This is a genomic window from Flavobacterium tiangeerense, assembly GCF_007830355.1.
Classification (GTDB): domain Bacteria; phylum Bacteroidota; class Bacteroidia; order Flavobacteriales; family Flavobacteriaceae; genus Flavobacterium; species Flavobacterium tiangeerense.
Window position 1 is genome coordinate 70,790 of the sequence record NZ_VLKO01000003.1, and the last position, 25,555, is coordinate 96,344.

At 32.4% G+C, this 25,555-nt stretch carries 20 protein-coding genes and 1 tRNA gene; 13 read left to right on the forward strand and 8 right to left on the reverse strand.

All coding sequences use genetic code 11. The annotated features are described in order from the left end of the window. Nucleotides 1–89: 89 nt before the first annotated feature. Nucleotides 90–509 carry an rRNA maturation RNase YbeY gene (ybeY, locus tag IQ05_RS03490; protein ID WP_144889876.1) on the reverse strand — a complete coding sequence of 140 codons (420 nt, stop codon included), beginning with the start codon at nt 507–509 and terminating at the stop codon, nt 90–92. Beyond that, nucleotides 506–3,790 (reverse strand): DUF4175 family protein, encoded by a 3,285-nt coding sequence (locus IQ05_RS03495; protein ID WP_144889878.1) that lies wholly within the window; start codon nt 3,788–3,790, stop codon nt 506–508. Before IQ05_RS03495 ends, ybeY begins: the two co-directional genes overlap by 4 nt. Before the next feature lie 136 nt (nt 3,791–3,926). Here IQ05_RS03495 and gltX point away from each other — a divergent pair, with 136 nt between their 5' ends. Together gltX and IQ05_RS03505 are read left to right on the forward strand one after the other, a co-directional pair. After that, nucleotides 3,927–5,432 carry a glutamate--tRNA ligase gene (gene gltX, locus IQ05_RS03500; RefSeq protein ID WP_144889880.1) on the forward strand — a complete coding sequence of 502 codons (1,506 nt, stop codon included), beginning with the start codon at nt 3,927–3,929 and terminating at the stop codon, nt 5,430–5,432. A 116-nt stretch (nt 5,433–5,548) separates the two neighbouring features. Beyond that, entirely contained in the window at nt 5,549–6,538 is a 990-nt protein-coding gene (locus IQ05_RS03505; RefSeq protein ID WP_144889882.1) for an SPFH domain-containing protein, read from the forward strand. 446 nt (nt 6,539–6,984) lie between these two features. On the opposite strand, the gene IQ05_RS03510 is transcribed toward IQ05_RS03505, so the two are convergent. Next, nucleotides 6,985–9,075, reverse strand: a complete 2,091-nt coding sequence (locus IQ05_RS03510; protein WP_144889884.1) for a glutamine--tRNA ligase/YqeY domain fusion protein — start codon at nt 9,073–9,075, stop codon at nt 6,985–6,987. Nucleotides 9,076–9,197: 122 nt separating this feature from the next. On the opposite strand from IQ05_RS03510, the gene folB reads away from it, so the two are divergent. Together folB and IQ05_RS15345 are read left to right on the forward strand one after the other, a co-directional pair. Then, on the forward strand, nt 9,198–9,557 hold the full coding sequence (gene folB / locus IQ05_RS03515) for a dihydroneopterin aldolase (RefSeq protein ID WP_086455422.1): 360 nt from the start codon (nt 9,198–9,200) through the stop codon (nt 9,555–9,557). Nucleotides 9,558–9,672: 115 nt separating this feature from the next. Then, a tRNA-Cys gene (locus IQ05_RS15345) sits at nt 9,673–9,743 on the forward strand. Between the two features lie 289 nt (nt 9,744–10,032). On the opposite strand, the gene IQ05_RS03520 is transcribed toward IQ05_RS15345, so the two are convergent. Genes IQ05_RS03520 through rnr form a run of 3 tightly spaced genes read right to left on the reverse strand, consistent with a single transcriptional unit; the run spans nt 10,033 to nt 13,670 of the window. Further along, nucleotides 10,033–10,716, reverse strand: a complete 684-nt coding sequence (locus tag IQ05_RS03520) for a LysE family translocator (RefSeq protein ID WP_144889886.1) — start codon at nt 10,714–10,716, stop codon at nt 10,033–10,035. 42 nt (nt 10,717–10,758) lie between these two features. Further along, entirely contained in the window at nt 10,759–11,472 is a 714-nt protein-coding gene (locus IQ05_RS03525) for a head GIN domain-containing protein (protein WP_144889888.1), read from the reverse strand. A 5-nt stretch (nt 11,473–11,477) separates the two neighbouring features. Beyond that, nucleotides 11,478–13,670, reverse strand: a complete 2,193-nt coding sequence (rnr, locus tag IQ05_RS03530) for a ribonuclease R (protein WP_144889890.1) — start codon at nt 13,668–13,670, stop codon at nt 11,478–11,480. A gap of 119 nt (nt 13,671–13,789) precedes the next feature. Here rnr and IQ05_RS03535 point away from each other — a divergent pair, with 119 nt between their 5' ends. The 3 genes from IQ05_RS03535 (at nt 13,790) to IQ05_RS03545 (ending at nt 16,562) form a co-directional block, all read left to right on the forward strand. Continuing rightward, a complete protein-coding gene (locus IQ05_RS03535) occupies nt 13,790–14,023 on the forward strand; it encodes a DUF2007 domain-containing protein (RefSeq protein ID WP_144889892.1) in 234 nt (77 codons plus the stop codon). Nucleotides 14,024–14,755: 732 nt separating this feature from the next. After that, on the forward strand, nt 14,756–15,187 hold the full coding sequence (gene rpiB, locus IQ05_RS03540) for a ribose 5-phosphate isomerase B (protein WP_144889894.1): 432 nt from the start codon (nt 14,756–14,758) through the stop codon (nt 15,185–15,187). Nucleotides 15,188–15,380: 193 nt separating this feature from the next. Further along, complete coding sequence (locus tag IQ05_RS03545; protein WP_144889896.1) at nt 15,381–16,562, forward strand: ATP-binding protein; 1,182 nt, start codon at nt 15,381–15,383, stop codon at nt 16,560–16,562. On the opposite strand, the gene IQ05_RS03550 is transcribed toward IQ05_RS03545, so the two are convergent. After that, nucleotides 16,503–16,787 carry a DUF1294 domain-containing protein gene (locus tag IQ05_RS03550; protein WP_144889898.1) on the reverse strand — a complete coding sequence of 95 codons (285 nt, stop codon included), beginning with the start codon at nt 16,785–16,787 and terminating at the stop codon, nt 16,503–16,505. The two genes, IQ05_RS03545 and IQ05_RS03550, sit on opposite strands and share 60 nt — an antisense overlap. Before the next feature lie 53 nt (nt 16,788–16,840). Here IQ05_RS03550 and IQ05_RS03555 point away from each other — a divergent pair, with 53 nt between their 5' ends. Next, a complete protein-coding gene (locus tag IQ05_RS03555; protein ID WP_144889900.1) occupies nt 16,841–18,964 on the forward strand; it encodes a Tex family protein in 2,124 nt (707 codons plus the stop codon). A gap of 72 nt (nt 18,965–19,036) precedes the next feature. On the opposite strand, the gene IQ05_RS03560 is transcribed toward IQ05_RS03555, so the two are convergent. Continuing rightward, on the reverse strand, nt 19,037–19,237 hold the full coding sequence (locus IQ05_RS03560) for a Sec-independent protein translocase subunit TatA/TatB (RefSeq protein WP_144889902.1): 201 nt from the start codon (nt 19,235–19,237) through the stop codon (nt 19,037–19,039). A gap of 308 nt (nt 19,238–19,545) precedes the next feature. Between IQ05_RS03560 and IQ05_RS03565 the strand changes: the two genes are divergently transcribed. Genes IQ05_RS03565 through IQ05_RS03585 form a run of 5 tightly spaced genes read left to right on the forward strand, consistent with a single transcriptional unit; the run spans nt 19,546 to nt 25,527 of the window. After that, on the forward strand, nt 19,546–19,935 hold the full coding sequence (locus tag IQ05_RS03565; RefSeq protein WP_317133633.1) for a peptidase: 390 nt from the start codon (nt 19,546–19,548) through the stop codon (nt 19,933–19,935). 27 nt (nt 19,936–19,962) lie between these two features. Beyond that, nucleotides 19,963–21,474: a GH3 family domain-containing protein gene (locus IQ05_RS03570; RefSeq protein WP_144889916.1), complete on the forward strand. Its 1,512-nt coding sequence runs from the start codon at nt 19,963–19,965 to the stop codon at nt 21,472–21,474. A gap of 36 nt (nt 21,475–21,510) precedes the next feature. Continuing rightward, the gene (locus tag IQ05_RS03575; protein WP_144889918.1) at nt 21,511–23,190 is read left to right on the forward strand and encodes a DUF6909 family protein; all 1,680 of its coding nucleotides are present in this window, start codon (nt 21,511–21,513) and stop codon (nt 23,188–23,190) included. A 9-nt stretch (nt 23,191–23,199) separates the two neighbouring features. Continuing rightward, nucleotides 23,200–24,183 carry a hypothetical protein gene (locus IQ05_RS03580; RefSeq protein ID WP_144889921.1) on the forward strand — a complete coding sequence of 328 codons (984 nt, stop codon included), beginning with the start codon at nt 23,200–23,202 and terminating at the stop codon, nt 24,181–24,183. Between the two features lie 33 nt (nt 24,184–24,216). Beyond that, a complete protein-coding gene (locus IQ05_RS03585; RefSeq protein WP_144889923.1) occupies nt 24,217–25,527 on the forward strand; it encodes an MATE family efflux transporter in 1,311 nt (436 codons plus the stop codon). Nucleotides 25,528–25,555: the final 28 nt, after the last annotated feature.

The window sequence follows — 25,555 nt, forward strand, 5'->3', positions numbered from 1 at the left end:
TAATTTAAAACTTCAATTTTTTCGGTTCAACAAAGAACCGAAAAAGAAGAGTTGTGTTCCACGTGGAAAGATATGGTATTAATAAAAGATTAGTGTTCCACGTGAAACATAAGTATCTTTTCGTCTTCTTTCTTTCTCATTAATAAAGATTCAGAATCGCTCTTGTCTTTATAACCACAATAATGAAGTATACCATGAGCTAAGACTCTTTTTAATTCTTGCTCAAAAGTTACCTCAAAATCGTTAGCGTTATCTTGAACGCGTTCAATGGAAATAAAAATATCTCCATTCAATTCGTTGCCTACAGAATAATCAAAACTGATGATATCTGTAAGTGTATCGTGATTAAGGTACTCAAGATTAATTTTGTGAAGGTATTCATCATCACAAAAAATATAATTTATCTCTCCTTCTTTTTTATTTTCAGAAACTATCACAGCGGAAAGCCAAGTAGCGTAACTATCTTCGTTGTCTAATGTGAACGTGGATTCGTAATTAAAATTGATCATTTGTTGTTAAAATAAACTTGAACTTTAGTGTTGAAATTTGAGCGCAAAGGTAAGGATTGTCTATTTAAAATCTCTTTACTATTTAAATAATCTAGTAACGCAGCTGGAATCCTATTTGAACTACCGTTAAAATCTTTTTGATTGGTCTCTGATTGTCTTTTAGTATCTTCTCCTTGTTCTTGAATAGCTGAATTTAGTTTAAGTAATTCTTGTTTAATATTCAGAATACGTTGCATATTTTCATTATTAAAACCCTTATTAAGCAACTGCTTTTCTAAAGCTTTCATTTGCTCTAAGACATTCTGACCTATAGCTCCAATGCCTTTATTGTTAAGTTCATTTTGAAGAGACTCTCTCAACTGGCGTTGTTCTTTATAAATATCCATTATGTCTTGAGCTTCTCCCTCACCCGATTCACCTTTTGACCCCGATTGAGATGGCTTTCCACTACTACCTGGTTTAGGGGTATTGCCACTCTTTTGGCCTTCTTTCATTTTATCGGCTAAGCCATCCATCTTTTTAATAATATCTGGAAGTTGCATTCCATCATTACTTCCGGGTTTAGGCTTACCTTGACCCATACCCGACATCTGTGATTGCATACTGCTTAAAATAGAACTTAAAAAATCAGCTAGTTTATTAGCACTCGATACCGTGTATTGCTGATGAGAGAGTCCTTTTGCAATTTGAGCATCGGTAAAAGTGCTAAGTGACTTATCTAAATTATAAGAAACATTTCCAATTTCCTTAGTAATGTCATCAGTGAATTTTGGGTTTCTAAGTGACATAGAAAACAAACTATCATCGGCATGTTTAAACTGTTGTCTTAAATCTTGTTGGATTTTAATATTTTTATTAAACGCAGGGGAACCCGGTTTGAACTTTTTAAACTGATACATCAAGTCTTCTTGAGTCAATGAAAAAGCTAACAGATTATCTAAAATTTGTCTCAACATGGCAACATCCTCCTCCATTTGTTCTTGTTCAGCAGACTCCATTTCTTGAGCCATTTCTTGAGCCATTTGCTTCATCTTTTTGGATGCGTTCTTTTGATTGGATTTAGCTTTTTCTTTGTTATTTTTTGATAATTCAGAAATAGCTTTATTCAATTCCTCATCAACATCTTTCTTTTTAGAATCAGAATTTGGTAAAGATAAAGGTGCTTTTAATTCTTTATTCTCTTTAGACAATGCATCCAGTTCTTTCTTTAAAGAATTAAATTCTTCATTAATCTCCTTTTGATTATCCGTTTTATTGAGTTTATCATCATTAGATAAATTCTCTTGCTTGTTAGCTAATTTTGAAAGTTGTTCTTGTAATTGTTCCGCTTTCTTTTCTACGTAATATTTTTTAGTAAGCTCAACTAATTGTTCCAAACTCTTAACTTGATTCTTACTGTTTTGTTTGAATTTTTCCAATTTAGAAAACAATTGATCGTTCTGAATTTTTTCAGTTAAGGATTTTAATTCGTCTAATAACTTATCATTTTTATCTAAATCTTTCTCCGCTTTCTCTAAACGTTTTTGAAGTTCTTCTTTAAAAGCATCTTTCTTTTCCGTTTTAAATTGAGAAAGGTTTTCACTCATTTTTCTTGTGAAATCTTTCATGACAGCATCTTGCTTCATTTGACGTTGCATAAAATCATCCAATTTTTGTTGGTCTTTAAAATCAAGAATATCCTTTTCTTTGCCTAGTTGTTGCAATTTATCTAAAGACGAAAATTGCTTATCTTGTTGCTTTAAAGATTTAGAAAGTCCAGAAACATTACGGGACTGCGACTCTAAAACTTCAGCTACTTTTTCCTCTTCGCTTACTACCCTATTTGAGAAAATAGAAGACTTTGAACTTTTGAAATTATGCAAAGCATCGGTATCAAATACTTCAAAATAATACTCATAATCTACGCCTTCACGAACAGGTAGATTGCTTGGAAAAGAAAAAACAAACTGATCAAAAGAGGCTTTCTTGACAGCAATAGTTCCACGTTTAACCTGAGAAGGATTCTTACGATCATAATAAACAATTTGTAGTTTCGAAAGTCCATAATCATCAGATACCTGACCAATAACAAAATTCTTACTTACATTGAGACTATCTGGAGCTTTAGATACCATGATAGAAGGAAACTGATCTACTATTGTATTAATCTCATAATTCAGTTTCTCAAAATTAGCAACAGCATTATTGGAAGAAGTAATTTGATAATCCAGATTTCTAGAAATTCGCTTAGACAATTGGAAAGTATTATTCGATTTAACGAAAAAAGTTTTTTGAGTATCTTCAATAAACGAAACAGATTGTGTTTTAGACGTGTTCAACTTCCATGTAACAACTGTGCCTTCAGGAACCATAGCATTACCTGTTCCTTTAATAATTTCAGACTTTTTATTTAGGTAACCCGGAAATTGTAAATACATTTCAAAGTCGGCAATAGAAGGAACTTCAATTACATTCAATTCATAATCTGGGGATAAAACTCCGTTGGCCTCCACGTGAAACAATAAGGACTGAATAGGTTTAGTAATTTTAAATGAAAACTCTCCTTGGGCATCCTGTTCCATAAAATAAGTTTCATCATTTAAGAAAACGACTATGTTTTCGGGCATTATTTTACCTACTGTTTTCATGCGTAAAGTAAAATCAGAACCTTGCTCTACTTGTAAATTTTTGTTGAGAATAATAAATTTAAATGGCGCTGGTGGCTGAAAAGGCGAACTAAAGTTAACAACACGATTTAAACTTTGAGAAATTACAGCACTGTTTCCCGTGAAATAAATAAGAAAGACCAAAATTATGGGTGCTAAAGCTAAAGGATAATACTTAGAATTTGCTTTAAAATTAATAGCATTCCCAAAAGGAATTGGAGAAAGTGTATTGGATTTTTGCTGAATAGAAGCTAAAACTAATTCCGAAGATACTGAAGATTGATCTTGAGATAGCTGTAAAAAATTGATCAATTTGTCTTGAACTTCAGAAAAATGTGTTCCAATTATAGCTGAAGCTGCTTTATAATCTATACCCGACTTTAATTTAAAAAGCTTAAAAATGGGAATCAAAATAAAACGAAAAAACAAATAAGCTTCTACAATGATAAATAGAACAAATAAAAAAGTTCTATAGCTAGGTTTAAGCCATAAAAAATATTCAATAAAAAGAGTAAGTAAAAAATAAATTAAACCTAAACCGATAAAGAAAAGCGATCCTTTAATGAGTTCATTGGTGTAATACTTTTTAATAAAAGCTTCTAGTTTATGGTAAATAACATGCTGACTTTTAAGCATAAAATTGGTATTTATTTAACCTATAAAACTAATAATTTTAATTGATGCAGAATATCAATTTAAGTTAAATAAATATACCAAAATAAGAAAAGCGTAATAAATGTATAGAATTGTATCTTTGCAATAAAAAAAATCAATGTCTAAACAAGTTCGTGTGCGTTTTGCACCAAGTCCAACTGGACCTTTACATATTGGCGGAGTTCGTACCGCATTATTCAATTATTTGTTTGCCAAGAAAAACAATGGTGTTTTTTTTATACGAATTGAAGATACAGACCAAAACCGATTTGTTACTGGTGCCGAAGAATATATCATGGAAGCATTAGAATGGCTAGGAATTGCTCCTGATGAAACCATTGGTAAAAACGAAAAATTTGGACCTTACCGTCAAAGCGAAAGAAAGAATCTATACCAAAAATATGCAGCAGATTTGATCAATTCAGGCAATGCATATTATGCATTTGATACGTCAGAAGCTTTAGATGCGGCTAGAAAATTAGAAGAAGAACAAGGAAAAACGTTTATATACAACCATACTAACAGAGAAAAATTAGATACATCACTAGTAATTTCTAGAGAAGAAGCTGCAAAAAGAATTGCTGCTGGAGAACATTATGTAATACGTTTTAAAACCCCAGTGAATGAAACTTTGCATTTACATGATATTATTCGTGGTGATGTAAAATTTGAAACGAATCTTTTAGATGATAAAGTATTGTTTAAAAGTGACGGCATGCCAACGTATCATTTGGCTAATATAGTAGATGATCATTTAATGGAAACTTCGCATGTTATACGTGGTGAAGAATGGTTGCCTTCAATGCCTTTACACGTTTTATTGTACAGAGAATTTGGTTGGGAAGCACCACAATTTGCACATTTACCGCTAATCATGAAACCTATTGGTAACGGAAAATTATCAAAACGTGATGGAGATAAAATGGGTTTTCCTGTATTTCCATTAGATTGGAAAACAGAAGAAGGGGTTTCATCAGGATACAGAGAAAAAGGATTTTTCCCTGAAGCAGTCCTAAACTTTTTAGCATTACTAGGTTGGAACGACGGAACCGATAAAGAATTATTCTCATTAGAGGAACTAGTCTCCTCATTTGACTTAAATAGAGTTCACAAATCAGGAGCAAAATTTGATCCTGAAAAAAATAAATGGTTCAATCACCAGTATTTAATTAAACAAGAGGATGCAACTTTAGCAGAAGCCTTCTCCCCTATTTTAATAGAAAAAGGTTTTAATGTTGAAGAAACAAAACTTACTAAAATAGTTTCCTTGATTAAAGAACGTGCCCATTTTGTATCAGAATTTTGGGAAATGAGTGATTTCTTTTTTGTAGCTCCAACCAGTTATGATGAAAAAGCAAGCAAAAACTGGAAAGCTGAAACTCCTGCTTTAATGCAAGAATTAATATCTGTAGTGGAAGAAATTAACGATTTCACATCTGCAAATATCGAAACAATTGTCAAAGACTGGATGACGAAAAACGAAATTGGGATGGGAAAAATTATGCAACCATTTCGTTTGAGTTTAGTTGGAGCCTTAAAAGGCCCTCACCTATTTGATATTGTTGAACTAATTGGAAAAGAAGAAACTATTTCAAGAATTCAGAAAGCAATCGAAAGCTTATAAAAAGATATAAACGCCTTAGAATTTTAAGGCGTTTTTTTATACTAAATAAAGAAAGATAAATACGATAAATTGTAAAGTTTAATTTGTAAATTTATAGATAACTAAATCACATTATTATGTACATTGCATTAATTGTATTTCTAGTCTTTGGACTATTTATTTTACTATCCTCATTCTTTACCGTAAAACAACAGACAGCAGTTGTAATTGAACGCTTTGGAAAATTCTTAAGCATTAGACAATCTGGATTACAACTCAAAATTCCTATCATTGATAGGATTGCTGGAAGAGTAAATTTAAAAATCCAACAATTAGATGTTATCATTGAAACTAAAACTAAAGATAACGTATTTGTAAAACTAAAAGTTTCGGTTCAATTTATGGTTGTAAAAGAAACGGTTTATGATGCCTTTTACAAATTGGAATATCCACACGATCAAATTACTTCTTATGTATTTGATGTAGTTCGTGCCGAAGTACCAAAATTAAAACTAGACGATGTTTTTGAAAGAAAAGATGATATTGCAATTGCCGTAAAAAGAGAATTAAATGAGGCCATGACCACTTATGGTTACACAATAATCAACACTTTAGTCACTGATATTGATCCAGATATACAAGTAAAAAATGCCATGAACCGCATTAATGCTGCCGATCGAGAAAAAACAGTTGCAGAATTTGAAGCAGAAGCATCACGTATTAGAATCGTTGCAAAAGCAGAAGCAGAAGCAGAAAGCAAGCGATTACAAGGACAAGGTATTGCAAACCAACGAAGAGAAATTGCAAAAGGTCTAGTAGAAAGTGTGGATGTACTGAATAGAGTTGGTATCAATTCTCAAGAAGCATCAGCGCTTATTGTAGTAACCCAACATTATGATACATTGCAAGCCATAGGTGCCGATACTAATTCGAATTTGATATTGTTGCCAAATTCACCACAAGCAGGAAGCGATATGTTGAATAATATGATTGCATCATTTTCAGCTTCTAACCAAGTTGGTGAACTAATGAAAAAAAGAAATGAAAAAGATCACAGATCGAAAGATCATAAAATAGAAAATCACAGTTCAACTGATCATTCCGAAATTCAGGATAAAGAAGAATAAAAAATTAAAGAGGCCAAGTGCCTCTTTTTTTGTGCCATCATTTTTTTTGAAACTAAAATAAAAAATGAACTCCTCACCTACTCTTTCATTTTTTTAATAAAATGGTAACCAAAATTTTTTAGCTTTTTAAAAAAATAATTTTCACGTGGAAAAACAGAAAAAAGTGCATTTTCTAAATTTCAACAGTCTATTGGAACAAATAGGTACAAAAAGTAACTGTTTTTACGTCAAAAACTAATTACAACCTCTTGATTGAACGAAATTTTTAAAAACATACAGATTGATAACTAAATAAAATTAATCGCTTAAAATTAAAATATAAGCGTTAATTTTAATAACTAAAAATAATAAAAATTTAAATTAGAATAGAAATTAATAATAATAAGAAAACTCCCGATGAAAGGAGTTTTAGTATTGATAATATCTATAATTAAAAAAGTGATTTTCTAATTTAATAAAGCAAGTACTTTTTCGTTTTTTTCTACATTTTTTAATTCTGCTAAAAAAGCTTCAAATAATACTAGATTTTGAGAATCATTTTTCAAATTCAAAATTGCAGCCATTCGAACGGAAGCTAATTGACTTTTTAATGACATCGTATAAAATTTTTGAACCATATCTGCATCAAACGAATTAATTTCAACTTTATCAGAATATTGAACAATCAAATTAGCAAACAACAAAGCATTGTTATCATTCTTGATATTTTTGGTAACCGTTTGAACTAACAAACTATAGTTATCAACACTCTTAATGTTTTCAATAATAGGAATTAAAAGAGCGGCTGCGGCAGTTTCATCGTTTTCCTTAACGTACTTATTCAGATCTTTTTGAGTGTTCATCAAAAGATTTTCTTCTTTTTTTCCCTTTTCTTCCCAAGCATCTTTTAATCCAACAGTTTTGTTGAAAATAATAGTCTCAGCCGTACTGTCTTTATCAACATTAAAATATCCTAAACGCTGAAATTGAAACTTATCACCCGATTTTACAGTAGCTAAACTAGGCTCTACATATCCTTTTACAACTTGAAGTGAATTCGGATTCATGAAGTCCAAGAAGTTTTTATCTTTATGACTGTCAGGTGCTTGGTCTAAAAACAATCTGTCATACAAACGAACTTCCGTTTCCAAAGCATGAGCAACTGACACCCAATGCAAGGTACCCGCAACTTTACGTTGGCTAGCTTCACTTCCACTTCCACTCTTGCTATCTGCATCATAAGTAGCGTGAATTTCAAGAATTTCTCCTGAATCATCTTTTATAACAGATTCACCTTTAATGATATAAGCGTTTTTTAAACGTACTTCACGACCGATACTTAATCTAAAAAATTTAGCAGGAGCATCTTCTAAAAAGTCTTCTCTTTCAATAAACAATGTCTTTGCAAAAGGTACTTTTCTGAAACCAGCACTTTCATCTTCTTGATTATTCTCAGCATCCAACCACTCTTCTTGACCTTCAGGATAATTGGTAATAACCAACTTTATTGGGTCTAAAACAGCCATTACACGTGGTGCAGTTTTGTTTAAATCTTCGCGCAAACAAAATTCTAATAACGAATAATCGATGATATTTTCACGCTTTGCAACTCCGATAATTTCGCAAAATTTACGAATAGAATTAGCTGTATACCCTCTTCTTCTAAGACCAGAAATAGTTGGCATTCTAGGATCATCCCAACCGTTTACAATGTTTTCTTGAACCAATTGAAGTAACTTACGCTTACTCATTACGGTATAATTCAGGTTCAAACGAGCAAATTCGTATTGATTTGGGCGCACTTTAGTGTCGTCATAAATTTGATCCAAAAACCAATTGTACAACTCACGGTGCATTACAAATTCTAGAGTACAAATCGAATGTGAAATTTGTTCTATAAAATCACTTTCTCCATGAGCATAATCATACATTGGATAGATTTTCCAATCATTACCTGTTCTATGATGATGACGATGTAACACTCTATACATCAAAGGATCACGCATCAACATATTAGTAGAAGCCATATCAATTTTGGCACGTAAAACATGACTTCCTTCCGGATAATCACCATTTTTCATACCTTCAAATAAAGTCAAATTCTCTTCAACTGAACGATTTCTATAAGGTCCATCAACACCTGGTTGCGTAGGTGTTCCTTTTTGTGCAGCCATTTCTTCAGAAGATTGACTATCTACATAAGCCTTTCCATTTTTAATCATCATTACAGCCCAATCATACAATTGCTGAAAGTAATCAGATGCGTAACGTTCTTCAGCCCAGTTAAAGCCCAACCATTCCAGGTCTTCTTTGATAGCATCAACATACTCCTGCTCTTCTTTGGCAGGATTGGTATCATCAAAACGAAGATTAACTGGCGCATTGTACTTTAGACCTAATCCAAAATTTAAACATATAGATTTGGCATGGCCAATGTGCAAATAACCATTAGGTTCAGGTGGAAAACGGAAACGTAATTTATCTTGAGGAAAACCGTTCGTTAAACTGTCTTCAATGATTTGTTCTATAAAATGGAGTGATTTTTCTTCAGTTGACATCTTTTTGTTTTATTTTAGCAAAGATAAAAAAAACTTTAAGGTTTGAGTTTAATGTTTACATCGAAACCAATTAAAAGCTGGGATTTCAGCAGTATCTTTATACATAAAACTAACAATCAAAAATGGGAATAATAAAACTTAAAAATATCAGAACGTTCTCTTATCACGGTTGCTTGATCGAGGAGGGAAAAATAGGATCAGACTATCTCGTTAATCTTGAAGTAAAAACAGATTTACGTAAATCAAGTATATCTGACGATTTAAAAGATACAGTAGATTATGTGCTGTTAAACCGCATTGTAGTGGAAGAAATGGATATACGATCAGATTTATTAGAGCATGTAGCGCATAGAATTGTAAATCGTATTTTCAATGAAATTGCGGCTATATCAAGAATTGTAGTTCAGGTTTCGAAACTAAATCCTCCTATTGGTGGTGACGTTGAAGCAGTTACTATTGAAATGGAAGAGTATAGAAATTAATTTCAGTTATTCTAAACAAAGAAAATTACTTTGTAATAGAATTATATGCTTTATTTAGAAATTGAAACTTGTATTTAAGAAATTTTATAGTACATTTGCAAACCAATTAAATATTGGCGTCGTGGCCGAGCGGCTAGGCTGGGCTCTGCAAAAGCTCCTACTCCGGTTCGAATCCGGACGATGCCTCTAAAAGAGATACAGCAATGTATCTCTTTTTTTTATGTCAAATTTTTGGAGAATTAGGTAAAGTTTTGGTACGAAACCGCCCCGAAGTTTCTAGAGATAAACCACTTACCTTCAATAAAACTAGACTTTTTTTTTGGTTCATAGTCAAAAAAATATTTTTTTAAACCATTAAATAATTAAGAAAATTAAGAGTAAAAAAAGAATAATAAATAACTTAATGGTATGAGACTTAAATGACTTCAATGTTTAAATAAAAAAGCCGCTATTTTAAGCGGCTTACATATCTATTTTATTCTTGTTTTTCTATTTTTTCAAATGCTTTTTTAACCAATTCTTTTTCTTCAGGAAACCAACCTTGAGTGATTAGTACTATCCCAAAAACCATCATCACTACACTTATTCCTTTTTTAATTTTAAGAATATTTACAGGTGTAAGTTTAGTTTTTAATTGTTTGGCTAACAATATTTTAAAACAATCAATAATTAAATAACTCAAAATTACAGATATAAAAAAAGTTATCATTCTAGACGTTTGCATCTCCAGTTTTGGTCCCACAGATATAATAATGGCAACCCAAAAACCTAGAACACCTATGTTAATAAAGTTGAGCAAAAATCCTTTTACAAAAAGACTTATGTAATTTTTTTTGACAATTTCTTTGTCAATAAGATCGGTATTTATTTTTTGTTCTTTTTTTAATTGAACAAAAGAAATAATGCCGTAAGCTAACATAATAACACCACCAAAAATGAATAATGCTGGTTGATCTTTGATACTTTGTATTAATCTATAACTTCCTAAATACGCAATAGCAATAAAAAAAATATCTCCTAAAACAACACCTAAATCAAAAACCAAAGCGGCTCTGAATCCTTTTATAATACTGGTTTCAAGTAGTATAAAAAAAACAGGACCTATCATAAAACTAAGAAATATTCCCCAAGGAATACCAGCTAAAATATCGTTTACCATTCAAAATTAAAATTTGTTGCCTGTAAATATACCAAGGATTATCTATTTTTCTTGAATTTTACCACCTATGAAAACTTCTTTATTAATTTGTTTGGGTTTACCATAAATGAAAATAGAACCTCCAGCACGAACTTTTGCATCTACGAGCGTAGTAGCATAAACATCTGCTTCACCACCTGCAGAGACACTTATGGCGGTTTGTGTGGTAATTAAATCTTTGGAACTTAAAATACCTCCAGATGTAATTACAACGTCTTGATTTGTTGCTTTTCCAGTTAAGGTAACAATTCCACCAGCATTGACTTTTACGTTTACTTTTTCTACGTTTAAATCTAAAATAACTTCGCCACCAGATGTTGCATTTACTGCTAAGCTAGTTTGTTTAAAATCATATTCACTAGAAACATAAGCACCTTCACTAACTGAAATTTCTTCAATTTTATTATAATATAATTTTACAGTGATGTCATTACCTGAAAGTAATTTTGGGAACGGCATTCTTATTTTTAAAATTCCGTTTTTATTTACCGTCTCTAATTCTTCAGATCGATCACCTGTAATAACAATCTTGTTTTCCGAAGCTGGAATTAATAACACTTTAATATTATCAAAAACTTTAACTTCATCAAAATCACCTAGATTTCTAGATACTTGCGCATTCGTAATTTGACTTAAAATTACAAATGCAAGTAGTACTATTTTTTTACTCCAATTTCTAAAATTACTTTTTTGATATTCCTGAATCTTTGATTTCATTTTTTTTACTTTATAGGTTCACTAACTCTTCTTAAAAAATTAAAATCCAACTGTTTTTTAACTAAATCGGCATTTTTAACTTTAACGAAAATTTCATCTCCTAATTGCAATAACTTACCAGAAGTTGCTCCTGTTAATGCATATTGTTTTTCATCGAAAGTGTAATAATCATCGCGTATGTCTCGAATACGAACCATTCCTTCGCACTTATTTTCGATAATTTCAACATAAATTCCCCATTCTGTCACACCCGAAATTACACCCAAAAATTCTTGATCCTGATGATCTTGCATGTATTTTACTTGCATGTACTTAATAGAATCACGTTCCGCATTGGTTGCCAAACCTTCCATAGTTGAAGAATGTAAACATTTGGTTTCATACGTTTCTTCATCTACTGATTTTCCTCCATCAAGATAAAACTGTAACAAACGGTGCACCATAACATCTGGATAACGACGTATTGGTGAAGTAAAATGCGAATAATAATCAAAAGCAAGTCCGTAATGACCAATATTATCTGTCGAATATTTGGCTTTACTCATACTTCTAATAGCCAGTGTATCAATTAAATTTTGCTCTTTTTTACCATTAACATCAGCCATTAATTGATTCAAAGATTTAGAAATATCACCTTTATTTCTAAAATCAATTTTGTAACCAAACTTAGCAATTACGGTTTGCATGGCTATTAATTTGTCTTCATTAGGCTCATCATGGATTCTATAAATAAAGGTTTTCTTTTGTTTACCAATGTATTCGGCCACTTTTTTATTTGCCAAAAGCATGAACTCTTCAATCAAATGATTGGCATCTCTGGACACTTTAAAGTAAACACCTTGTGGTTCACCCGCATCGTCTAAGTTGAATTTTACTTCGACTTTATCAAAAGAGATAGCACCATCAGCCATTCTCTTTTTTCTAAAAATCTTAGCTATTTCATCCATTTTAAGCGTTGCTGCGACAATTTCTGCAGGAACTTGATATGATACTCCAGTGATCGAAATTTCTACAGGAATAACATCTTGTTTGGTTTCTATGATGTGTTGCGCTTCTTCATAAGCAAAACGTTGATCAGAATAAATAACTGTTCTACCAAACCACTGGTTTACCACTTGTGCTTTATCAGTAATTTCAAATATGGCCGAAAAGGTATATTTCTCTTCTTGCGGACGTAATGAACATGCAAAGTTTGATAAAACCTCAGGCAACATAGGTACTACTCTATCCACTAAATATACCGATGTGGCTCTTTGATAAGCTTCATCATCAAGGATGGTTCCTTCTTCTAAATAATACGAAACATCAGCAATGTGAATTCCAATTTCATAATTACCATTTTCTAATTCTTTGAAAGACAAAGCATCATCAAAATCTTTAGCATCTTTTGGATCAATGGTAAAGGTTAATGTATCACGCATATCACGACGATTGGCAATTTCTTCTGCAGTAATCGAAGTATCTATTTTTTGCGCATAGGTTTCAACTTCAATAGGAAACTCTGATGGCAAACCGTATTCAGCCAAAATAGCATGAATCTCCGTATCATGTTCACCTGGTTTACCTAAAACTTTCACAACGGTGCCAAAAGGACTATCAGCACGTTTTGGCCAATCTTCAATATGTACCAAAACTACATCACCTTGCTCCGCCTCGCCTATTTTATCCTTTGGAATAAAAATATCAGTATACATTTTTGGATTGGCAGTAGAGACAAAAGCAAAATTAGCTTGGATATCAATTACGCCCACAAAATCTGTTTTGTGTCGTTCTATGACCTCAATAACTTCACCTTCAGGACGTTTTCCTTTTCTGCGGTTATACACATATACTTTTACGATATCTTTATCTAAAGCATGATTCAAGTTTGCGGTAGGAATAAAAACATCATCCTCAAGATCTGGACAAACAAAAAAGGCTGTTTTACGACCCGTCATATCAATTTTACCTTCGTAATAATCTTGACTAGCAGCTTTTACCAAAAATTTACCTGGTTCCGACTCAATAATCTTGTTTTGCGAGGCTAAAATTTTTAAATCTTTTATAATTTGATTTCTACTCTCCGTATCATCAAGTTCTAGCTTTGCTCCTATTTGTTTATAATTGAATGCTTTATTAGCACTTTGCGATAGTATTTTTAATATTTTATCTGTGAAATCTTTCCCTTTCTTTATCGGCTTTCTTAATCTTTTACTCATAAATCTTGTTCTTAAAAGTCTAAAATTACGAAATACTACATTGTTATCACTAAAATAGCGCTAGTTTTAAATAAAATATAACTTTACGTAATAGTTGTATCTTTATAAAAACTATACCAATGGAAGCATTTAAAACGATTGCTATATTCAATTACGCACACGAAATTGTGGTCATCAAACATTTATTAGAGCAAGAATCGATTGCTCATTTGTTCGAAAACGAAAATCTTGTATCAGTTGATCCGTTTGGCAGTTTTGCCTACGGCGGAATCAAACTCAAAATTCATCAAAACGATTTTGAAAAAGTGCAAGCTATTTTGGATCACTTGAACAACAATTTGAAAATCGTTTGAGATCAATTTTAAAAATTTTTGAATTTTCTTTTTTCAAAGTTGTGAACATATATTTAAATAAACAAAAAGAAAAATTAAATTTTAAATCCTTCTTGGTTGTTATTATAGTGTGTTAATAATGGCAATAAATTTTTTAAAAATGATATTGAAAATCAGTTTTAAGATGTTATTTAGACTTATCAACATACTTATATTATATTAATCTATTGATTTTAAAATAGTTTCTATTTTTAATTAACAACGGTTGATAATTACAAATAAAATGAATTTGTAAATAAGTAATTTTTTAAAATTAGTTAATAAAGTACTTTTGAGTATTGATAACTTTTCTAAAAATTCATCAAACTAAATTAGGAATTAATAAGTCAGTTTTTGATTAGTTATTTTTTTCATTTAACCAAAAAATAGTTCTTATTTTCTATCTCAAGTTATGAACATTTTATGTTAACTTAAAGTTATCTGAATATCAAGCATTTGCATTTTGGTATTAACAATGTAAAATTTTAACATTTTAATGTTACTCTTTACACTGATTTACAAGTATTTATGCACTTATTAAAATTGTTAATAACTGCTAAATATTTCATTACTAAGTCTTTAAATAATATTATAAAAATGGCCTGAAAATAGTGTTTATAACAATCAATTTTCCTCAATAAACTTAGATGTATTTCCTCTTCAATAGTAGAATAGTTTCTCTAAATTTGCAACACACAACTTAAAACATACAAAATGAAAATTTCAATAGGAAACGATCACGCCGGACCAGATTACAAAAAGGCAATTGTTGAAATGCTTATCGCAAAAGGACATCAAATAACCAATTATGGAACTGATTCAGTTGATAGTGTTGATTATCCTGATTTTGGGCATCCAGTAGCTACTGATGTAACAGAAGGTAAAGCTGATTTAGGAATTGTAATTTGCGGAAGCGGAAACGGAATTGCTATGACTGTTAATAAACATGCTCAAGTTCGTGCAGCTTTGTGTTGGACTAAGGAAATTGCAGTTTTAGCACGTCAACATAATGACGCTAATATTATAAGTATCCCTGCTCGTTTTACTTCAATTCCACAAGTATTAGAAATGGTTGAAGCTTTTATTACTACTGATTTTGAAGGGGGCAGACACCAAAATCGTGTCAATAAAATAGCCTGTCAATAAAATTTTGACTGCTTCGCAGCTCTAAAATTACATCGAGCTCGGTTTTTGTACCGGGCTTTTTTTATTTTCTATTGACTAAATTAATGTAAATTCAGTCAACATACTGACTGAATTAATGTTAATTCAGTCAACGTACTGACTGAATTAACGTTTTTTAAGTATATTTGTATCTAAATAATTAAAATTCAAGCTTATGAATTTTTTAGAAAGAGGAATAGATACATTATTTTCTAAAAGAGTTTTACCTAATAAAGTATTGATTTTATTAGGTGCAAGGCGTGTGGGTAAAACAGCTTATATCAAAAATTATCTTGCTACCATTCCAAAAGACGATTATTTACATTTGAATGGCGAAGATATTCAAGATGCTGATTTACTCAAAGAAAGGTCAGTTGCTAATTATAAACGTCTTTTAAATAAAGTAAAATTATTAGTGATTGATGAGGCTCAAAATATTCCTGATATCGGACTCATTTTAAAATTAATAGTTGATTCTATTGATGATATAAAAGTAATTGCTACAGGATCTTCGGTTTTTGACTTATCTAATAAGTTGGGAGAGCCATTAGTAGGCAGAAAAAATACTATTTACTTATTTCCTTTGGCACAAATAGAATTTGCTAAATATGAAAACTTTAAAGAAACCACTCAAAAATTAGAAGAACGATTGCTTTTTGGGTCATATCCAGAATTAGAGCAATATCCAGAATGGGAGGAAAAGATTAACTACCTGAAAGAAATCGTGAATTCGTATTTATTAAAAGATATTCTAGTTTACGAAGGAATTAAACAATCCAATAAAATACTGGATTTATTAAAGTTAATTGCTTTTCAAATAGGGCAGGAGGTATCCTTGCAAGAATTAGCAAGGCAATTGGGTATTTCTAAAAATACAGTTGAAAGTTATTTAGACTTACTTTCGAAAGTGTTTGTGATTTACAAAGTACCTGGTTTTAGTAAAAATTTACGCAAAGAAATAACCAAATCAAACAGATGGTATTTCTATGACAACGGCATTCGGAATGCAATTATAGCTAATTTTAGTCGGTTAGATTCCAGAACAGATGTAGGCGCCTTATGGGAAAATTATTTGGCTTCGGAACGTATAAAAAATCAAAATTACACACAGAAAACGGTTTCTAATTACTTCTGGAGAACTTATGACCAACAAGAATTAGATTGGCTTGAAGAAGAAAACGGTATTTTAAGAGGGTACGAATTCAAATGGAACGAAAACAGAAAAGCAAAAATTCCTACGGCTTTCGCCAAAGGGTATCCAGAAGCTAGTTTTGAAGTGATTAACAAACAGAATTATTTAGATTTTATTAGCTATGAGTCCGAAATAATAGACCAGAAAGATCAGTCCGATTTGTAAAGTAGCAAGTAACCAAAACTTCCATAAATAGCTTTTTTTTGCTGTTTTATGTCTAAAAAGTAACATTGCAATTCCTGAACCAATTGTGCCGACTAGAAATACAAAACTTAAAAGAGTTCGTTCAGGTATTCGTCTTTTTTGATTTTTAGCTAAAAATTTATCATAACCTATACTCACAAAAGCGATTAGGTTAATCACAAAAAAGAAATAGAATAAAACAGTCATTTGATTTAAATTAAAGTCAAAGATATTATTTTAGCCTTTAGAAAATAAAGACAATGACAAATATAGATTTCATTAAAAAACAGGTTGCTACAGCAGCTATAAACATTCAAAAAACAGTTCAACTTTTACAAGAAGATTGCACGATTCCATTCATTTCCCGTTATCGAAAAGATACCACTGGAAATCTAGATGAAGTACAAATTGAACAAATTGCCAAACTTCAAAAAGAATACGAAGCAATTGCAAAACGCAAAGAAGCAATCTTAAAATCAATTGAAGAGCAAAACGGATTAACACCTGAATTAGACAAAAAAATACAACAAAGTTTTGATTTACAGGAATTAGAAGATTTGTATTTGCCATTTAAAAAGAAGAAAAAAACCAAAGCTGATGTGGCTCGCGAAAATGGTTTAGAACCATTAGCAAAGATCATCATGACTCAAAACAAAGAGGATATTAATTTCCTTTCAACGAAATATTTGAACGATAATGTGACGAATGAAGATGCCGCTTTGCAAGGCGCACGAGACATCATTGCCGAATGGATCAACGAAAATATTTTTGTTCGTAAACAATTGCGTCGCCTTTACGAGCGCAAAGCAACCATTACAACCAAAGTAGTAAAAACCAAAAAAGACGAAGAAGGCGCTCAAAAATTCAACCAATATTTTGATTGGTCAGAACCGTTGACAAAAGCACCTTCGCATAGATTATTAGCAATGCTTCGTGCCGAAAATGAGGGTTTTATAAAGTTTAAAGTCGAAGTAGATCTTGATGAAGCCTATGATATTATTGACGAATTGGTTTTAAAAGGAGACAGTCCAGCCACGCCACACGTACAATTAGCCATTGAAGACAGCTACAAGCGATTGCTAAATCCTGCTATTTCAAACGAAGCTTTACAGGAAGCAAAAGCCAAGGCTGATGCCAATTCGATTCAAGTTTTTGCTACTAATTTAGGACAGTTATTGCTTGCACCACCGTTGGGTGAAAAAAGAATTTTAGCCATCGACCCAGGATTTCGTTCAGGTTGTAAAGTAGTATGCTTAGATGAAAAAGGCGATTTAATTTACAATGAAACCATTTATCCGCATGCGCCACAAAACGAAACCGCGATGGCCATGAAAAAAATAAAATCAATGGTAAACGCGTATAATATCGACGCAATTTCCATTGGAAACGGAACGGCATCTCGAGAAACCGAATTTTTTATCAAGAAAATTGCTTTTGATAGAGCGGTTCAGGTTTTCATTGTTTCAGAGGCGGGTGCTTCGGTATATTCGGCATCAAAAATTGCTCGTGAAGAATTCCCTAATTATGATGTTACGGTTCGCGGATCGGTTTCTATCGGTCGCCGATTGAGTGATCCTTTAGCGGAGTTGGTAAAAATTGATCCAAAAGCCATTGGCGTAGGCCAATATCAGCACGATGTGGATCAAAGTAAATTGAAAGAGGAACTGGATACTACTGTGGTGCGTTGCGTGAATTCAGTGGGAGTAAACATCAATACGGCGAGTAAACATTTGTTGAGTTATGTGAGTGGAATAGGAGAGAAGCTAGCCGAAAATATTGTGAATTACCGTTCAGAAAATGGTCCTTTTGAGGATCGAAAACAACTTAAAAAAGTACCTCGTTTGGGCGAAAAAGCTTTTCAGCAAGGAGCAGCTTTTATTCGAATTAAAGACGGAAAAAACCCATTGGATAACTCAGCCGTTCACCCCGAAGCCTATTCAATTGTGGAAAAAATGGCCAAAGATTTAAAGCTGAAAGTCACTGATTTGATTGCCAACAAGGAGAAAACAGCCTTAATTAAACCAGAAAATTACGTTACGGCTGAGATAGGTTTATTGACTTTAAAAGATATTATTAAGGAATTAGAAAAACCCGGTTTAGACCCTAGAAAGGCTGCAAAAGTTTTCGAATTTGATCCGAATGTAAAAACCATTAAAGATGTTAGGACTGGAATGATTCTGAACGGAATTGTCAATAACATTACCAATTTTGGTTGTTTTGTAGACTTGGGTATTAAAGAAAGTGGTTTGGTACACATTTCTCAACTTAAAGCAGGCTTTGTAAGCGACGTAAACGAAGCGGTGAAGTTACACCAGCACGTTACCGTAAAAGTTACGGAAGTAGATGAGGATAGAAAGCGAATTCAGTTGACGATGGTTTTGTAAAATAAAAAAGTCCTAGTTCTTAAAATGAATTAAGAACTAGGACTTTTTAAAATATTGTTTTTTAAAAAAAGATTACTCTTTTGTTTCTTCTTTTTTACTTAAAGGCTGGCTGTCTTCTTTTGCAGCATTCTTAAATTCCTTGATCCCACCACCAAGACCTTTCATTAATTCCGGTATCTTTTTACCACCAAAAAGGAGTAAAACAACAGCAATGATTAAAATCCATTCTGAACCACCCGGCATGAAACCTAAAGTTATGTTTAAAAAGTTCATATCTCTAATATTTAAATATAAGTTACAAAGGTAAATAGAAATATGCATCCTAAATTTTTTTTAGTGTTTTTTTTTAATGCAAGCACCGTTAAAAATTTACTAAAAAAGAGATTTCTATTTTAACAGCTTGTAAAAACTAGTAAATACAAGCAATAACAATTATTGTTATATTTGTTTGATAAACAAATTCTATGTCCAAGAAAAGACTAAAACGTAAATTAATAAGGGAAAATTTATTCAATAAGAGGCGTTTAATTATCTTAAACGAGGATACTTTTGAAGAAACTTTTTCCTTGAAACTTACTTTAATGAATGTATTTGTAGTAGCAAGCGTTGGGGCAATACTTATTATAATTGTTACTACTTTTATAATTGCATTTACGCCCTTGAGAGAGTTTATACCAGGCTATTCATCCTCAAAATTAAAAAGAGAAGCCATAGAACTTGCTTTAAAATCAGATTCTTTGTCTAAGGCTATTAAACAAAATGAGGATTATTTGAAAGGAATAAAAAAGGTATTGACCGGAAAATTAGAATACGCAAAATTCAACAAGGATTCCATTTTAGAATCGGCAACTACTTCAGATAAAGAAATAGACTTGTCCCCTACTGATGCGGAGTTGGAGTTACGAGAACAAGTTGCACTTGAGGACCAAAAAGCAAAATCATCTGGTTCTAAAACTAAAAAGTCAAACTAAAAATCTTTAAAAAGAAGCACCTACATAATGTCAATAAAATCATTTGCTGCAAAATTATTTGCACATAAAATATACCAGAAAACGCAAAAATGGGCAGCAGAACCAGTTGCTACACAGCAAAAAGTATTGCAACAATTAATTTCTCAAGCAAGCACTACTCAGTTTGGAAAAGACCATCATTTTGAAAGTATAAAAACCGAAAAAGACTTTGCAAAGCAGGTTCCTATTCGAGATTATGAGGCGTTAAAACCTTATGTTGACCGAGTGGTGCAAGGCGAAGCAGATATTCTATGGAAAGGGAAACCTTTGTATTTTGCTAAGACATCCGGAACTACATCAGGAGCAAAGTACATTCCGTTGACTAAGGAATCAATGCCGTATCATATTGAGGCTGCTCGCAACGCGATCTTGCATTACATTCATGAAACCAGAAATGCAGATTTTGTAGATGGTAAAATGATTTTCTTGCAAGGAAGCCCGATCTTAGAAGAAAAAAACGGAATAAAACTAGGAAGGTTATCCGGAATTGTAGCACATTTTGTTCCAAAATACCTTCAAAAAAACAGAATGCCATCTTGGGACACCAATTGTATTGAAGATTGGGAAACCAAAGTAAATGCAATTGTAGAGGAAACGTTTCACGAGAATATGGCTGTGATTTCAGGTATACCTTCTTGGGTGCAAATGTATTTTGAGAAGTTGCATCAAAAAGGAGGGAAGCCTGTGGGCGAAATTTTCAAAAACTTTAATTTGTTCATTTACGGCGGTGTGAATTACGAACCGTATCGGGCGAAGTTCGAGAATTTAATAGGTCGAAAAGTAGACAGCATTGAATTATTTCCAGCTTCGGAAGGATTTTTTGCGTATCAAGATTCTCAAAAGGAAAAAGGAATGTTACTACTGCTGAACTCCGGAATTTTTTATGAGTTTATCAAAAGTGACGAATTTTATACCGATCCCGATGGTTCGGGACCAAGACGCTATACCATTGGCGAAGTTGAATTGAATGTCAATTATGTTTTAATTATTTCTACCAATGCTGGACTTTGGGGGTATAATATTGGTGATACAGTTCAGTTTACGAGTTTAAAACCGTATCGAGTCATTGTATCTGGCAGAATCAAACATTACATATCGGCTTTTGGAGAACATGTTATTGGTAAGGAAGTAGAAAGTGCGTTGCAAGAAGCTATTATTGGAACATCAATCAGAATTAATGAATTTACAGTAGCCCCACAAATCACGCCAGTCGATGGATTACCGTATCACGAATGGTTTATAGAATTTGATCCCGAAGGATCGGGAGAACCAGAAAATTTAGAGAATTTTGCGGAAGCGCTAGACAATGCCATGCGCAAACAAAACATGTATTATGATGATTTGATTGTGGGCAAGGTGTTGCAAAAAGTTGTGGTTACCAAAGTAGTTAAAAACGGTTTTCAAGAATACATGAAATCGATTGGTAAATTAGGGGGGCAAAACAAAATTCCAAGACTTTCGAATGACAGAAAGATAGTGGATTTGTTAAAAAGAGAATAAATGTCATACCTTTGCAGGTTAGAAAATAAGTAGAAAATGAAAGAAACAAAAAATATATCGCGCTCAAGAGCACAAGAATCATCGGCAGCCATTGAAAAAATGTACATTACCATGCGCCACCTTTTTAATAGAGGATTTTACAAGCCAATGGGAGTGTCAGGGGATACGCTTCGCGAGGCGTTGCTTGCGTTACGACCAGAGATTTACGGGAATATTGCCGAAGAGAAAGTAGAATTGAACGGACTTTTATACGTAATTGAACGACTTCCGGTAGGAATTGAAGAATGCCGTTTTATCAATCTTACTTCAGACGAAGGTTACTCTAAATCGCATTTTCAAGCTATAGTACCTCCAAAAAGACGTCGTAATTGCTACCGAATTGATGAGGAGCAAATGAATGTTGAAATTACAAGAGGGCGATCAGATATTTACGATATTTTAACGCACTTGACCTTCATATTTATTGAATCGCACAAAATCAGAAACCGTGTTTTATTGGATGATGCTGGTGAGGTTTCTCGTGATTGGTACAAATTAGAGCAGGCAGTTTCTCAAAAGAAAAAGCTTACGCAAGTAGAGAAAGAAAAAGCCATTTCGCATGCAGCTAACATATTAGGTAGAACTTTTGCTGAGGTTTTGGATATTTATGATGCCTTTGGTTCAGCAGCAGCACCAGACCGTTTTTTACACGTGATTTATTGGTTAGGAAAATTAGCTATTGAAGAAATAGTTGATGACAACAAGAGAACCATCACTTTTAGTCCTATTTTAAGAGAACGTTTGGGACACCACATTCATGGCGAAGTTTGGGCTACCAATATTAAAGAGGTTTTAAAAGAAAATCAACTCTTAGACAGACCAATTCACGTAATCAGTGCCAACATGCACAGTGTGATGAATTCGATTTTTGCAACTGAAGTGTTGAAAACGAAGTTCAAAGACAAATCGGATTTCTTTATTTATGAAGAGCTAAGTAGATCCGGAGCTGATGAGGTACGCAATCAAGTTACTGCGGTTGCATTGAAACAAGGAATGATTTCTTTGCCAGATACCTCAGGAACTAATATTGATGTACAAATTTTTGATACCGCTAAAATCAATTGGGCTAAAACCTCATTTCCTAGTGCCAAGACTGATGATAAAAAACCAGTTTTAATAGTGATGGATTATGCTTTTGGGGAACAAGCCTATGAGACAATTGACGAGTTGTTGAAACCTTTTAAGAAAGACACTTTATTAAACGTAGAATCGGTTTCTATCATGGGTAAAGCAGGAATTTTAGAGGGAGGAAAAGGAGATATCATGATTCCTAATGCGCATATAAATGAAGGAACTGCAGACAATTATTTCTTTGAAAACGAACTAACTGCCGAAATGTTTGAAGGTAATGACATTGCCGTTTTTGCAGGTCCAATGGTTACTGTACTGGGAACTTCATTACAGAACAGAGATTTATTAAAGTTTTTCCACGATTCTACTTGGGGAATTATTGGTCTTGAAATGGAAGGTTCTTATTATCAAAAAGCCATTCAATCGGCCTCAAAAATTAGAAGAAGTGTTCCTCATGACATCAAAGTACGTTATGCCTATTACGCCTCAGATAATCCGCTAGAAACAGGAAGTACTCTTGCCTCTGGAGGATTAGGAACAACAGGTGTAAAACCTACTTACTTGATCACAATTAAAATATTGGAACAAATTTTCAACGTAAAATAATAACAATAAATGAGTATAAACTCGCATAGCGATTCAGAAATTGACGTATTTCAAATTACCAGCAAAGTAAAAAAAGGTTTTGAACGCTTGAACACCTTGTTGTTCCATTGTATTCATTTTTTTGTAAAGCAATGGAAGATTGTCTTAGCATTATTAATCATTGGTTTTGGTTTGGGATTGTTTTTGGATAAGAATAATAAATTGTATACTCATGAAATCACTATAATTCCCAACTTTGGTAGTGTGGATTATTTGTATTCTAAAATCAATTTGATTCAATCTAAAATTAATGCTGGCGACATCGTTTTTTTACAAAATGAAATAGGATTATCCCAATCTAAAGATTTAAGAAAAATTGAAATCAAACCCATTGCTGATGTTTATAAATTTATTGAAGATAAAGAGCAAAACTTTGAGTTGATTAAGTTAATGGCAGAAGTTGGAGAGGTAAAAAAAGTGCTTGAAGACAATATTACAAGTAAAAATTATACGTACCATACGATTGCGGTTGTTACCAATGGTACTACAAGTGAGAAAGAATTGATTACACCATTATTGAATTATCTCAATCAATCTGAATATTTTAGTGCCATGCAAAAGGTAGGATTGGCAAATTTAAAACAGGATATTGCTCAAAATGATACGATTATTCAACAAATAAATGGAGTTCTTAATGGGTTTTCAGCTAATGTAAAAAGCGCATTAAAAAATGATAAGCTCATGTATTATAATGAAAATACACAACTGAATGATGTTATCAAAACCAAACAAGACTTGTTGTATATTCAAGGGTTAAACCGATTAAAATTAATCAATTTTCAAAATACAATTAAAGAGGTAACATTCACATTGAATAGTGATACTTCAAAAGCAGTAAATGGCATTATGAAGTTTGTATTGCCAGTAGCATTGGTATTATTATTTGTTTTTATTCATTTGTTCATTCGATTTTATCAAAAGCAACTAGCAAAATCAAAAGCAAATGCTTCTTAAAAAAATATTTTTCTTTTGCTAAACAGAGCTCATGTGTTAAAAACAATTCGATATCATTTAATAACAACATTCCAAAATCCTGTAGTTCGGCAAAGCTTACTAACCTTATTGATTCGGGTTTTTGGCGTGGTTCTTTTATTTGGTTTTACTTTGTTTTTAACTCAAAAATATGATCCTAAACAAGTTGGGCAATATGATTTTGTTCGTACGTTTCTTTTCGCAATTGGTAGTATTTGTTTGCTAGGATTTGATCAATCCATATTGTATTTCAAAGGACGTTTGTATCCTAATTATTCTTTGGGTCATTTGAAAAAAGTATATCTAAAAATGGTATTGATGCTGTTTTTAGCATCCTTGCTTTTGTTTCTTTTTATTGAACTATTGGATGCTTCTGTTACAACATTATTTTTTGCGGATAATGCAACTTATTTTCTTCTATTAAAAGCCTCCGCAGTTATGTTCTTTTATGGACTTTCTATTCTAAACGTTGAGGTTTTTAGAGCTTTAGAGAAAATAGTAGTAGCCGAATTATTTCGAAATATTTTTAAATACTTGCCTATTATTGTCCTAGCTGTTTTGTTAGTTCAATGGCAATTAGAATTGTATTTGGTGGATGCTTTCTTGTTGAGTTTTGTTTTTTTGGGAGTTGTTACTACACTACTAACTTTTTATTTTCTTACTAAAAAAACGGCTACTTGCACTACGGATTGCTTTTCGTCTCGTGAGATTATCACTCAATCTTTTCCCATAGCCGTAAGCGGAACGGCTATTTTTTTGATGATGAGTTTTGACATCTTGTTTTTAAAAAAATACCAAGGTGACGCAGCAGTTGCTTTTTATTCGGTGGCGGTCAAGTTAATGACTTTGTTGTCAGTTATTATTTTGACAGTAAACATTACCGTTTCGGCATCTATTGCAGCAAGTTTTTCGAATAAAGAAATTGATAAACTACAGCAAATTGTTCAAAATAGTTCCCGATTAATTGTAGTGATTACGCTGCCAGCGGTTATTGGATTGTTTATTTTTCCGGAGTTTGTTTTGCATTTTTTTGGCCCCAATTATTTAGCGGCGAAAGAGGCATTATTAGTATTGGTTTTGGGACAAGGTTTTTGTGCTTTTTTTGGGTCGGCTCCTGTTTATTTAAACATGACTGGGCGACAACGAATTTTTCAACGTATTGTTTTGGCTGCTCTTGGCCTTAATTTTATTCTCAATTATTGGTTAATTCCTTCCTATGGAATGGTAGGTGGGGCGATCGCTTTTTCGGCAAGTGCATTTTTTTGGAATTTTGGAACAGCTATTTTTGTGTATTACAAAGACGGGATTAAGTTGTTTTTGAGTTAAGTTTGTCTCTTCTATTTTCAATCATATC